Below are 12,366 nucleotides of genomic sequence, written 5' to 3' on the forward strand. Positions count from 1 at the left end.
TGGCACACAGTTGATTTCGAAGTGAGTGTGATGCGAATTATCTTTGCTTTTGGTCGCTCCTACCCTATCCGTACCGTCCTGATGCTATTGAGCCTGATAGTGTCAGGGCTAGTAGAGGGCGTTAGCCTGACCACCATGCTGCCGCTGGTTTCGGTGATGGTCGGGGACAATGTCCAGTCGACCTTCGGCATGCATATCGTCAACGCCTTGCAGCTGTTTGGCCTGCAGCCGACCATCCTTGTACTGCTGATGATCATCGTGGTCGGCATGGTGCTAAGCAGCCTATTGATTCTCGCTGCTAACCGTCAGGTGGGCTATACCGTAGCGCATGTGGCCACTGATTTGCGCGTTGATTTGATCAACGCCACCCTCGGCAGTCGCTGGGAATACTACCTGCGCCAGCCCGGTGGCGCTTTGGCCAATGCAGTGGCCACCGAGGCCTACCGCGCTTCAACAGCCTACGAACACGCGGCCAACATGGTCGCGCTATCTATTCAGGCGGCCGCCTATGGAATAATTGCGCTGATCGTGTCCTGGCAAGCGGCGCTGGTAGGCCTCTTGGTAGGCCTGGCGATACTCCTTGCCCTGCGTGGTCTGGTGAAGACCTCTCGCCGAGCGGGCAAAAGTCAGACTAGCCTTATGCGAGATTTGCTGGTCAGCCTGAGCGATACCCTTGGGTCGGTCAAACCGTTGAAGGCGATGGCCCGAGAGGATATTGCCGATTCCTTGCTGCGTCATCAGGCCACGGAACTTAACGCTGCGATGGAAAAGGAAGTGACCAGTCGTGAAACGCTGCGAGCGCTGCAGGAACCGCTATTGGCTATCCTCGCAGCAGCGGGTCTGTACGCAGGGCTGGTAGTCTGGGCGCTGCCGTTGTCTTCGGTGATGGTACTGATCTTCATGGTAGTACGGGTGCTCGGCTTGATGCATAAGGCCCAGCAGCGTTACCACCGAATGGCAGCTCAAGAAAGCGCATTCTGGGCGCTGCACGAAGCCGTCGAGAAGGCCAGCGCTGAGGCTGAGCCCAGGGGCGGCAGTGTGCAGCCGACCTTGATTCAGCGTATCGGCTTTAACAAAGTGTCATTTTCGTACGACGGACGCACAGTGCTCGATGGCGTTTCTTTTGCTTTCGAAGTTGGCACCATGACTACGTTGATTGGTCCTTCCGGTGCTGGCAAGACCACCATTCTCGATCTGCTTTGCGCACTGCTCAGCCCCCAGGGAGGGCAAATAAGCGTGGATGGTGTGCCGTTGGCCAACCTCGACCGGCGCCGCTGGCGGCGAATGATCGGTTACGTGACGCAAGAAACCCTATTGCTGCATGACAGTATTCTGGCCAATGTTACCTTGGGTGAGCCCGCTTTAACGGCGGCCGACGCCGAGCGAGCCTTGCGCCAAGCCGGGGCCTGGGAGTTCGTTGAAAAACTCCAGGGTGGCATGCTCTCGGTTGTAGGCGAGCGCGGCGGCTTGCTCTCTGGCGGTCAGCGCCAGCGCATCGTGATCGCTCGCGCATTGGCCCATTGTCCTCAACTGCTCATCCTTGATGAAGCTACCAGTGCTCTCGACTCTGAAGCGGAAAGGGACATCTGCGCATCCTTGAAAGCCCTCACGCCTGACATCACCATCATTGCTGTTTCTCACCGGCCTCACCTGATTGAGATCGCTGATGAGGTGGTGCAGGTCAAAGACGGCACGGTTATGCGGCTGACGAACAAGATCCGACAGACTAGTGAGACCTCACATGGGAGTATTAACTTATGACGGGTTCTTATGCAGCCTGACATAGGGAAAGCCTTGGCGCGCTTGGCGTCAGCCTGGAGGGGACAGGGCCTCTCTGGCTAGCAGCATTCAGCTGGCGGTAAGAGAGTTCCCGCTTTGCCAGTAGTACTGTTAAGCGCCAATGCTAGGTACTGTATGAAAAGTAATACCGCAGGCACCGCTTGGCACAGACCAAGGAGACTATTTGCCGCACAAAAAGCCCACTAAGTTGCGGGCTGCATGTTTCCGAATCTACGTTCGAAGCGCTTTCTGGAATCGCCCAAAGCTAGGCGTTAGGAGGACAGACCAGAAACAAAAAGCCCGACACATTGCCGGGCTAATCGTATTGCTCCACACTGGTGCTGATCCCTCAGCCAAGTTCAGTTTAGACCTGGAGGGCAGGGGTGCCAAGCGAGCCCGGGGCATAATGGACGCACGGTAGACATGCTACGGAGGCGGAAAGTAAGCGAAAAAAAGCCCAACGCTGGACCGGGCTATAAACCATGACAACCAGTGCGCAGTGCGCGGATCCTTCAACTGATTCTATGGTAGTTCGGGATGGCCGGGTGTGCCAGCCGAAGGTAGACGTCTGACCGAGTACTGATTGATTGCACGTTCGATTGAATCATGAGCTTATTGACCCGACACCTGGATGGTCGACTCCATCGCACGCCCGCGACCCGCACTTCTCCGTTTGCGTCTGTGCAAACAGGTCACCGGTGTACTCCCCAAGTGGCGCAGATCCAGCAGCAGAACCTCGAGCCTTGCTATGGTGGTAGCCTATATAAACGTCTGTGTAGCCGTATGGGCATCAGCAGGGTGTCATGAAGACCTAATACCACCTTGCATAATCTCTCCCCGAAAAATTCAGGTAAATGATCATTATCATTAGCGATCTTCACGACTGTGCCACAGCCGTAAAAGGAAAATAGTGTCACCTGCTATCTCATACCGAATCTCATAATGAGCTACCAACAGCCGGCGCACGTCGCGCGGCTCGAACTCATCCAGGCGCTCACCAATCCGTGGGTTTGTCAGAAGCGTGAGCGGCGCAGCGGTAAGCTGCTGCACGGTGCGCGCGGCCACTGGGCGATTCACTAGGGCAAGAAAGTCGTATAGCCGAGCGAGGTCCGATACCGCTTTGCTGGTCCACTGCAACTGCATCAACGCGGTACCGGTAACGGCGTTTCAGTATCCAGGCTCGCGGCCCAGGCCTGCACCGCCTGGTGATCAATGACGCGACCCGCATCGACATCAAGCAGCGCTTCACGGGTGAGTCGGCTGCGTTCTTCTTCTTGGTCTAGCCACGCGAACAACGCTTGTTTCACGATCCAGTTTTTCGAGCGCTCCAGACGTTCGGCGATTTCATCGATCCGCTCCGCGAGCTCGATTGGGACGTGGGCGGTGACTGAACGGGTTTTCGCAGTAGCGGTCATAATGCGTTCCTCCTGATAGTGAGTAAACCTTAATCGTAGTGATTAATCGTAATTAAATGTAGCGGATTTTGATGTAAACCATAGCAAGGATGAGCGTGGACCAAAACTATTGATAAAATACGTTATCAAGAGTTTTCGGCTAGCATGACGTTAAGGTCGTTTGGAGAGGGTAGGGGAGATGAGCGAGCTAGTAACGCACCAAGAGGCGGTTGAACGCCGGTTGACGGCGGCGGAGTTTCAACACCTGGCCACGGTACCCGCTGCGGTCGAATGGTTTGCCAACATTGATAACCCGCGCACGCGCCGTGCGTACCAGAACGACCTGGCGGATTTCTCTTCCTTTATAGGGCTCACCACTGCAGAGGAGTTTCGCGTGGTGAACCGTGCGCATGTGCTGGCCTGGCGTGCCCAGCTGGAACAGTGTGGCCTGGCCGGGGCCACGATCCGTCGCAAACTCGCCGCGCTGGCCAGCCTCTTCGACCACCTGCTGGAATGCAACGCCGTCGCCGGCGGCAACCCGGTGCATGGGGTCAAGCGGCCCCGGATCGAAACCAACGAAGGCAAGACCCCAGCGCTGGGCGATCACCAGGCCAAGGCGCTGCTCGATGCGCCGGACATGGGCACCTTGAAAGGGCTACGTGACCGCGCACTGCTCGCGGTATTGCTGTACCACGGGCTGCGCCGGGAGGAAGCGGCGCAGCTGACGGTGAGCGATATCCTGGAACGCCGCGGTATCAAGCATTTGCTGATCCACGGCAAAGGGGGCAAAGTGCGGTATCTACCTTTACACCCCGTAGCGGCGGACCGCATCCATGCCTACCTGGAGTGCTCCGGGCACGACCTGGTCGCGCCGAAAGGGCCACTGTTTCTACCGCTGCGCGGCCCCATTGATCGAGGCGGCATCACGGCGGACGGCATCTATAAGCTGGTTGAAGCGCATGCGAAAAAAGCCGGCATCAAGGTGGACGGCCTGGGCGTGCATGGGCTGCGCGCAACAGCGGCCACCAATGCTCTGGAGCATGAGGCGGACATCGCCAAGGTCCAGGCCTGGCTGGGCCATGCCAACATCAGTACCACACGGATCTATGATCGCCGGCAGAATCGGCCTGAGGATTCGCCTACCTACAAGGTGAGGTATTGATAAAGAACCGCTCAGTTTCGTGTGCGCGAACCTACTCATAACGGCGGGTAGTGAAGGCCAAGCCAAACACCGATGGCCAACCCAATGATGACCAGCGTCTACGTCTGATATTTGCTCATTCGGGAATTTCCATGATCACTGGGCACCCAACTCTGGCACTATGGCGCAACTGTAGCTGTAGCTCAGCAATTGTGGGATTGTTCCCCCATGCGTTTTCTTCCAATTGACGGAGTTCTCCACGCCAATCGGAACCGAGTACTCCAAACGTGAATTCACTCGATTGAGCGAGAAACTGGTTCCAAAGCTTGAGTATGCTTCGATCTTACTAGCCGACGCTGATATGATCTTCAATACCTTGTGGCTTTCTTCCGGCGAAACCACTGTGCTAGGCTCTGTACGTAAACCCAAGAAATACGATTTTCTGTAAAATACACCGCCATTAAAGCCAGGAGGCCAAGATGGCAAAGCGGTATGAACTTCCCGACGCAGCCTGGGATCTGGTTGCAGATATCTTCACCAAAAATCAGCGCACCGGGCGCCCTCGGGCCGATGATCGCCTGATGCTAAACGGTATTCTCTGGGTGCTTTGCTCTGGCGCAGCCTGGCGAGACATGCCCGAACGATTCGGCCCTTGGTCAACGATCTATCAACGGTTCCGGGGATGGCGTGATTGCGGAGCTTTTGATCAGATGCTCAAGCGTCTTCATATCCGATTGAATGAGCAGGGTTTGATTGACTTGGAAACATGGATGATCGACTCCACTGCCGTACGAGCAACCCGGGCCTCATCAGGTGCCGGGAAAAAAGGGGATTTGAAGAACCGCAAGACCACGCGCTCGGGCGCAGCCGGGGTGGCCTGACGACCAAGATTCACATGCTGTGCGACGCCAATGGTGTGCCTCTGCGTTTCCTGTTGTCAGGCGGACAAGCCAGCGATATAGCCTATGCCCAACCGCTACTCGATCAGGCTTGCATACCCAGCCTGCGCGGTCGCCCACGCAAGCGTTGCCGCTGGTTGCTGGCTGACAAGGGTTACGACGCTGAAGCGCTGCGCCAGTATTGTGATCGTTATCGCATGCAGCCAGTCATTCCGTTGCGAAGCATGAAGCGCAAAACCAAGCCAGGATTGCCTCGACTTTTTGATCGCCCCAAATATCGGCAGCGCAACATCATCGAACGCATGTTTGGCTGGCTGAAGGAGAACCGTCGCATCGTGACGCGCTTCGACAAGCTCGCAACAAGTTTTGCGGCGATGGTCTCATTGGCCTGCGCTATGCGGTGCTTGCGACAATACTTTACGTACAGAGCCTAGGCACTAGTTAGATTTCACAGTCCAAAGCTGGTCCAGGCGGGTCGTATAACTCTGGCTTATCAGCTCGCGACGCATGCCCCATTCAGGGTTTACCGGAACGCTGGCCGTGCGCAGGGTGCCCCTGCCCCATCGGCCATTGATTTCGTCCAGGACGCCCATCAGCTTGTTGCTGACCGTCGGCTGCACCTCGGCAAACAGGTCGTCGGTGTATTCACCGGGCTGCCGCAAATCCATCAGCAGCACCTCGGCCTTGCTGTACTTGAAGCCCGGCCGATAGATATGGTCAACCGCCTGCATGACGGCCTTGGTGAGCATGCGCACGTCATTGGTAGGGTAGGGCAGCTCGACCATGATGCCGTTGGCATACTTAGCCTCGTCCGGGTTGAACATCCCGGTACGCACACTGACGCGCACTTTCTTGCACAACGAGTGCTGCGCGCGCAGCTTCTCGGCCGCGCGCTGGACGTAGGTGGCCACCGCCTCCTTGATCGGCTGTATCTCGGTCAACCGCTTGCCGAACATGCGACTACAGCAAATCTCCTGCTTGGGCGGTGCAGGGTCTTCCAGCTCCAGGCACGGGGTGCCGGCCAGCTCGCGCGCGGTCTTCTCCAGCAGCACGCTGAATTTCATGCGCAGGGTGCGTGCATCGGCTTTGGCCAGGTCCATGGCCGTCTTGATGCCCATGGCTTCCAGGTGCGTGTTGAGTCGCCGGCCGACTCCCCACACCTCCTTGACGGCCGTATTGCGCAGTACCCAATCGCGTTTGAACGGGTCGCACAGGTCCACCACGCCGCCGGTATGGGTCTGGAGACGCTTTGCCGTGTGGTTGGCCAGCTTGGCCAGGGTCTTGGTTCGGGCGATGCCTACGCCAATGGGAATGCCCGTGCAGCGATAGACCTTGTGGCGGATCGCGCGGCCCAGCGCATCGAGGTCGCCCGGTACGCCGGTGAGGTCCACGAACGCCTCGTCGATGCTGTAGACCTCCGACGCCGGCACCATGGATTCGATCAGGGTCATCACCCTTTCACTTATTTGGCCATACAAGGCGTAATTCGATGAGGGGTGCCCGCAGAATTCGGAAAAAATCGTACGCTAAGGTTTTCCGGGCAATCGTAGCGGCCTGAACTTCCCGATCTCCAGCCTGCGGCTCTGCCGCCAGACGTAATCGCCAGTCAGGTTGATGTGCTCCCAGCCCAGCGGCAATAGGTATTGCAGCAGCTCGCCGCCCACCGACTTGCCAGCCTCGACCAGCCCCAAGTGATGCACTCCAGATACATCGTGTTCCATAGCACGATGGCCGTCACCAAGTTTGGGCTTCTGGCTCTGTAGCGCTGCGGCTCGAAGTTCCGATCCTGATTTTGCCTAAAACTGGACACTAGCTATTGTCTTTGAACAACGTCGATACGGTACGGGCAACATGGTCTGCACCGTGACTGATTTCACGCATAATAGTTGTTACAGTTGCGATCTGATCGTTGTTTTCTTCGGCGCTTCTAGCGATGCTGTTCATATCTATATTCAGTTGCTGAGTAAGCTTTCCGTTAGCAGTTACCACATTCTGGATTTCCACGGTGGCACTGCTAGTTCGAGCTGCCAACTGACGAACCTCGTCGGCTACTACAGCAAAGCCTCGGCCCATTTCACCCGCTCGGGCAGCTTCAATTGCGGCGTTAAGTGCTAGTAAGTTAGTTTGTTCTGCCACGCCTTGGATGGTGGTAACAATTTTCTCGATATCTTTAGCCTGAGCATTTAGCTGTGTAATCGAAATAACCGCACCGTTTATTAAATTAAGTGTACCCTGAGATAGTTCAATTGAACTAGCAAGGGACTCCATGCCCCGCACGGAAATTTGAGATGTCTCCTCGGCGGTGGTGAAGGAAAGCTCTGCGGCCTGACGGATTTCATCAGCCTTATGCTTCTGCGAGCTGACGTCGGTGGCAAATTTTAACACTTTCACAACCTGGCCGGCTTCATCAACGACGGGGTTGTAGGTGGCCTCAAGATAGATGGTCTCTCCCGATGCGGTCTTGCGCTCAAATTGCCCGCTTAAAAAAGTTCCTCCCTTTAAACTCTGCCAAAAATTTGGATTTTCTTGATAAAAATTATCGAAACAGAACATTCGGTGGTGTCGACCCTTGATATCGCTGAGGCGATAACCCATAGCACGGAGGAAATTCTCATTTGCATGCAGGATGTCACCGTTAGGTGTGAACTCGATCTCCGCCATCGAGCGGGAGATGGCTGCATGGACGGCTCTTAGTGAGAGTAACTCGTTTTCTCTCTGAGTGACATCTGAGCCAATCTTAATGATTTCAATAACTTTTCCATCTTGATTTTGAACTGGAATATAAGTAGCCTCAATCAATACTAAGTTACCGTCTTTGCGCAGCCGCCTAAATAAACCTGATTGAGGATGGCCGTCAGCCAATTTCTGCCAGAAGCGCGAATAATCAGCTGTGTTAGCATAATTCTTTTCGCAGAAAATTCTGTGGTGCTGCCCTGCTATTTCTTCGAGTTTGTAACCAAGCATCTCTAGAAAGATATTGCTCGCATAGATTACGCTCCCGTCTGGCCTGAATCTGATTTCCGCGACATTTCGACTTATTGAATCAAGCTGCCGCTGTAGTTCTGAGAGCTTATTTTCTGTGTCCAGCAGTTGTTTGTTTTTATTGAAAAACATAATCATTACCTTTGTGCAAATAAAATAATACTTGGGGCCCAATTTATACTGTATCGGTTAGCGCAACCGCTTCTTGAGAGCATAGCTCTTTATAGTTGGAAAATTAGCGATTTGCAGCCATGTGTCATATTGAGCTATACCTCAAATTGACACTGCGTATTCCAGAGAACGTGATGACGGAAGGTTGAACCTTCCGTCATAGCGCATCTGGTTTGGCCTCCCGTCAGCCAACCACGGGAAACACTGACTCGATCATTGGAGAATGGTCAGCTTGGCCTTGAGATCAATGGCTCTCGCGAAGTTGTGGTAATTCGGCGATGTTCGCTGCACCTGCGCGTGCAATGCTTTCAGCGCCGCCGAATCCGCCGACGACTCCATTTCGACCTCATACTCGACCTGGTCGTACCCTGGATTGATCCCAGGATCGATTCCAAGAAAACCTCTCAGATCGAGGCTTCCCTTGGGGTTATGCCGAGATAAGGCAAAAATTAGGACATTCGCTCTGTAAGCCAATGATTTAAAAGGTCATTCTGGATCTTATGACTTACTGACCAACCACCGTCTGGCTAGACGTCTATGCTGATGCTTTTGCCTTGCTTGTGGGGTGTGCTCAATGGCATCGGTGGAAAGAACAGCCTATCCGGTCTTGCCCAGTCAGCTACCAGCCAAGGAGCTTCATCGAAGCTATTCCCTGTCTGATTCAGAGATCGAATGGGTCAACAACACCGCTAAGAGTCCAGCGCTCTCGATTGGGCTGGCAATCCAGTTAAAGGTGTTTCAGCAGCTGCATTATTTCGTTCCGTTCGAGGAGCTTCCTCAGGAACTCATCAGTCATGTCCGGCAATGCCTCCGTTACGGCACACGAATAGCTCCGCGCTATAGCAATCCCCGCACCCTTTACCGGCACCAAGCAGCGGTACGGCAGTACCTGCAGGTAACCCCTTTCTACAGCAGCGACGGGCTAGCGGTCACTGAGCAGATCGCACGTGACTGCGCTGTAGTTCTTGAGCAGCGAGTTGATCTCATCAATGCCATGCTTGATGAGCTAATTCAGCGTGGCTATGAGCTTCCGGCTTATTCGACGCTCAACAACCTCGCAGAAACCGCCTTGGCGAGTGCCCAGGAAGTTACCTTCAACCTAGTCGTAACTCGCGCCCCAATCGAGGTGATCTACAAGCTGAGGGAGCTGCTCGAAACCGACTTCGGTCGGCGCCAAAGCGATTTCAATACGCTGAAACAGGCGCCCAAGAAGCCCTCCCGCAAGCACTTGGAAGTACTGATTGATCACTTGGCCTGGCTGGAAAGCTTCGGGAATCTCGACGCTATATTTGAGGGCATCGTCGATACTAAGATCCGCCACTTCGCTGCCCAGGCAGCAGCATCGGACGTCTCCGAGCTGAAGGACTGCTCGTTACCGAAACGCTACACGCTGATGCTGGCTTTGATTTACCGCATGCGTGTGCGGACACGAGATCACCTGGCCGAGATGTTCATCCGACGGATTTCGACGATTCATAAACGCGCCAAGGAGGAGTTGGAGCAAATCCAGGCTAGGCAACGCCAGAAGCTGGAGCAGTTGGCGGCGACCCTGGACGGCGTGGTGCAGATTCTGGTTCAAGAACCGGATGACCAGGAAGCTGGCAGCCTGATCCGGGAGTACCTCTCCCCCGATGGCAACCTAGATCGGTTGCGTGAGACTTGCGCCGAAGTCCAAGCTACCGGCGGTAATAACTACCTGCCACTGATCTGGAAGCACTTCAGATCTCATCGCTCGCTGTTGTTCCGTCTCAGCCATCTCCTCCAACTAGAGCCCACGACTCAGGATCGATCGCTGACTCAGGCACTTCAACTGATCCAGGACAACGAGAATCTACACCGCGAATGGATCGACGAGTTCGTCGATTTGTCGTTTGCGTCGGAGCGCTGGGTCAAGGTCGTTCGTCGTCCTGCCAGTGAGGGGCCACCGACCAACCGGCGCTACCTAGAGGTTTGCGTCTTCTCCTACCTGGCCAGTGAGCTGCGATCCGGCGACATGTGCGTACAAGGGTCGGAATCCTTCGCCGACTATCGCAAGCAGTTACTGCCCTGGGAAGAATGTCTCCAGCGACTACCGGCCTACTGCGAAAAAATGGGGCTACCTGGTACAGCGAAGGAGTTTGTTGCCTCTCTCAAGGCCCAGCTGGAGGAAACAGCGGAGCAACTAGACGAGAAATTCCCATCATGCAGAGGGGACGTATCGATCAACGAAGCCGGCGAGCCGGTGCTCCGCCGAGTGACTGCTCGCGATATCCCGCCTTCAGCTATCTCGCTACAGACTGCGCTCATGCAACGCATGCCGGCCAGGCATGTGCTCGACATCATGGCCAACATCGAGCATTGGATTCAGTTCACTCGGCATTTCGGGCCGATGTCCGGTAACGAGCCGAAGCTCAAAGAGCCTGCCGAGCGCTACCTGATGACGATCTTCGCCATGGGCTGCAACCTAGGCCCTAACCAGGCCGCGCGGCATCTGGCCGGTAATGTAACGCCACACATGCTGTCCTACACGAATCGCCGTCACCTCTCGCTGGAGAAGCTGGACAAGGCCAACCGCGAGTTGGTGGAACTCTACCTACAGCTTGACCTGCCCAAGCTCTGGGGCGATGGCAAGGCGGTGGCCGCGGACGGTACGCAGTTCGACTTCTATGACGACAATCTGCTGGCCGGCTACCACTTCCGCTACCGCAAAATGGGGGCTGTGGCCTACCGGCATGTGGCCAACAACTACATCGCCGTGTTCCAGCACTTCATCCCGCCGGGTATCTGGGAGGCGATCTATGTGATCGAGGGGCTACTCAAAATAGACCTCAGCGTCGAACCCGATACGGTGTACTCGGACACCCAAGGGCAATCGGCCACGGTGTTTGCCTTCACCCATCTGCTGGGCATCAACCTGATGCCGCGTATCCGCAACTGGCGCGACCTGGTGATGTGCCGGCCGGATCGCGGCGTATCATACAAGCACATCAACCGCCTGTTCACCGACACTGCCGACTGGCACCTGATCGAAACTCACTGGCAGGATCTGATGCAGGTCGCGCTATCAATCCAGGCCGGCAAAATTTCCTCGCCTATGCTGCTGCGAAAACTCGGTTCCTACAGCAGGCGCAACAAGCTCTACCACGCGGCACAGGCGCTCGGCAGCGTGATCCGCACGATATTCCTGCTCAACTGGATCGGTAGCCGCGAGCTGCGCCAGGAAGTCACGGCAAACACCAACAAGATCGAGTCCTACAACGGATTCTCCAAGTGGTTGTCCTTCGGCGGCGATGTGATTGCTGAGAACGATCCGGACGAGCAACAGAAGCGACTGCGCTACAACGACATGGTGGCCTCGTCGGTGATCCTGCAGAACACTGTGGACATGATGCGTATCCTGCAGAAACTGGCGCGCGAGGGCTGGCAGTTCACCGATGAGGACGTATCGTTCCTCAGTCCCTACCTGACCAGCAACGTCAAACGCTTCGGCGAGTTCAACCTCAAGCTCAATCGGCCACCGGAGCCCTGGATCAAGGATTCGGTGTTTCAACAAGCCGCCGGTTCGTTGCGGGTTGGCACGACCCGCCAGGCCGATACCGAGAGAGCCACATGATCAACATTCCTCCCGCATCCTTTCGCGTTACGCCGTGCGGAGAGGTGGACGCCGCCGCATTGGACAAGTTGCGCAACAGCTTCGACACATCACAGCTACTCGGACTGGTTGATCGACTGGACACTAGCCTGACTGAGATGGGTGGGATGATTGCTCTACGCGACGACTTGCTGAAGCTGCATACGATGGCCCAGGCGTTGATCGAAGGCACTCTACCGCCAGTTACGACCGAGGAGTCCTCCGTCTGGGAGGTAGCCGAATCAGTGCTATTAGATCTCGAGACGTTGAGTTCCTGGATTCGCACTGCTCAGATGATGATCGCTCCGTTGGTCGATCTGGTTCCAGAACATAGAGTCAATGAGTTGCCAGATCGCGAAGGCAATTGAGCAGGTAATTACCTGAGATAGA

The 12,366-nt window shown here is 55.6% G+C and carries 9 protein-coding genes and 2 pseudogenes; 5 read left to right on the forward strand and 6 right to left on the reverse strand.

Annotation, left to right across the window (positions count from 1 at the left end; genetic code table 11):
- The first annotated feature begins 30 nt into the window (after positions 1-30).
- Positions 31-1,761, forward strand: coding sequence for an ABC transporter ATP-binding protein (locus KDB76_RS29395; RefSeq protein ID WP_062378651.1), 1,731 nt, complete (start codon positions 31-33; stop codon positions 1,759-1,761).
- A gap of 885 nt (positions 1,762-2,646) precedes the next feature.
- Here the strand turns inward: KDB76_RS29395 and KDB76_RS29400 are convergent.
- Both KDB76_RS29400 and KDB76_RS29405 read right to left on the reverse strand, forming a co-directional pair.
- Positions 2,647-2,922 (reverse strand): type II toxin-antitoxin system RelE/ParE family toxin, encoded by a 276-nt coding sequence (locus KDB76_RS29400; RefSeq protein WP_062378649.1) that lies wholly within the window; start codon positions 2,920-2,922, stop codon positions 2,647-2,649.
- Positions 2,922-3,194 carry a ribbon-helix-helix domain-containing protein gene (locus KDB76_RS29405; protein WP_062378647.1) on the reverse strand — a complete coding sequence of 91 codons (273 nt, stop codon included), beginning with the start codon at positions 3,192-3,194 and terminating at the stop codon, positions 2,922-2,924. Before KDB76_RS29405 ends, KDB76_RS29400 begins: the two co-directional genes overlap by 1 nt.
- A gap of 178 nt (positions 3,195-3,372) precedes the next feature.
- On the opposite strand from KDB76_RS29405, the gene KDB76_RS29410 reads away from it, so the two are divergent.
- On the forward strand, positions 3,373-4,335 hold the full coding sequence (locus tag KDB76_RS29410; RefSeq protein WP_102886376.1) for a tyrosine-type recombinase/integrase: 963 nt from the start codon (positions 3,373-3,375) through the stop codon (positions 4,333-4,335).
- Between the two features lie 458 nt (positions 4,336-4,793).
- Positions 4,794-5,647 (forward strand): IS5 family transposase gene (locus tag KDB76_RS29415; RefSeq protein ID WP_086005488.1). Its coding sequence is split into 2 segments (ribosomal slippage): positions 4,794-5,135 and positions 5,138-5,647, totalling 852 coding nucleotides; the frame shifts between segments, so codons are not numbered across the junction.
- 3 nt (positions 5,648-5,650) lie between these two features.
- On the opposite strand, the pseudogene KDB76_RS29420 reads toward KDB76_RS29415, so the two are convergent.
- The 4 genes and pseudogenes from KDB76_RS29420 to KDB76_RS30120 all read right to left on the reverse strand — a co-directional run.
- Positions 5,651-6,706 (reverse strand): annotated as a pseudogene (locus KDB76_RS29420) (DUF4113 domain-containing protein); the annotation flags it as partial.
- Between the two features lie 33 nt (positions 6,707-6,739).
- Positions 6,740-7,002, reverse strand: a pseudogene (locus KDB76_RS29425) (Tn3 family transposase); the annotation flags it as partial.
- Positions 7,003-7,022: 20 nt separating this feature from the next.
- A complete protein-coding gene (locus KDB76_RS30115) occupies positions 7,023-8,327 on the reverse strand; it encodes a PAS domain-containing methyl-accepting chemotaxis protein (protein WP_038409901.1) in 1,305 nt (434 codons plus the stop codon).
- 252 nt (positions 8,328-8,579) lie between these two features.
- Positions 8,580-8,705 (reverse strand): hypothetical protein, encoded by a 126-nt coding sequence (locus tag KDB76_RS30120; RefSeq protein ID WP_024100024.1) that lies wholly within the window; start codon positions 8,703-8,705, stop codon positions 8,580-8,582.
- 235 nt (positions 8,706-8,940) lie between these two features.
- On the opposite strand from KDB76_RS30120, the gene KDB76_RS29440 reads away from it, so the two are divergent.
- Together KDB76_RS29440 and tnpC are read left to right on the forward strand one after the other, a co-directional pair.
- Positions 8,941-11,958: a Tn3 family transposase gene (locus KDB76_RS29440; protein WP_038409900.1), complete on the forward strand. Its 3,018-nt coding sequence runs from the start codon at positions 8,941-8,943 to the stop codon at positions 11,956-11,958.
- Positions 11,955-12,344: a Tn3 family transposase post-transcriptional regulator TnpC gene (gene tnpC / locus KDB76_RS29445; protein WP_038409899.1), complete on the forward strand. Its 390-nt coding sequence runs from the start codon at positions 11,955-11,957 to the stop codon at positions 12,342-12,344. Before KDB76_RS29440 ends, tnpC begins: the two co-directional genes overlap by 4 nt.
- Positions 12,345-12,366: the final 22 nt, after the last annotated feature.

Origin of the sequence: Pseudomonas sp. JS425 (genome assembly GCF_018223845.1) — a bacterium.
Classification (GTDB): Bacteria; Pseudomonadota; Gammaproteobacteria; order Pseudomonadales; family Pseudomonadaceae; genus Aquipseudomonas; species Aquipseudomonas asiatica.

Bases quoted from the DNA above. Each gene is read 5' to 3' on its own strand.
- KDB76_RS29395 (WP_062378651.1), top strand. From the start codon at position 31: ATGCGAATTATCTTTGCTTTTGGTCGCTCCTACCCTATCCGTACCGTC.
- KDB76_RS29400 (WP_062378649.1), bottom strand. From the start codon at position 2,922: ATGCAGTTGCAGTGGACCAGCAAAGCGGTATCGGACCTCGCTCGGCTA.
- KDB76_RS29405 (WP_062378647.1), bottom strand. From the start codon at position 3,194: ATGACCGCTACTGCGAAAACCCGTTCAGTCACCGCCCACGTCCCAATC.
- KDB76_RS29410 (WP_102886376.1), top strand. From the start codon at position 3,373: ATGAGCGAGCTAGTAACGCACCAAGAGGCGGTTGAACGCCGGTTGACG.
- KDB76_RS30115 (WP_038409901.1), bottom strand. From the start codon at position 8,327: ATGTTTTTCAATAAAAACAAACAACTGCTGGACACAGAAAATAAGCTC.
- KDB76_RS30120 (WP_024100024.1), bottom strand. From the start codon at position 8,705: ATGGAGTCGTCGGCGGATTCGGCGGCGCTGAAAGCATTGCACGCGCAG.
- KDB76_RS29440 (WP_038409900.1), top strand. From the start codon at position 8,941: ATGGCATCGGTGGAAAGAACAGCCTATCCGGTCTTGCCCAGTCAGCTA.
- tnpC (WP_038409899.1), top strand. From the start codon at position 11,955: ATGATCAACATTCCTCCCGCATCCTTTCGCGTTACGCCGTGCGGAGAG.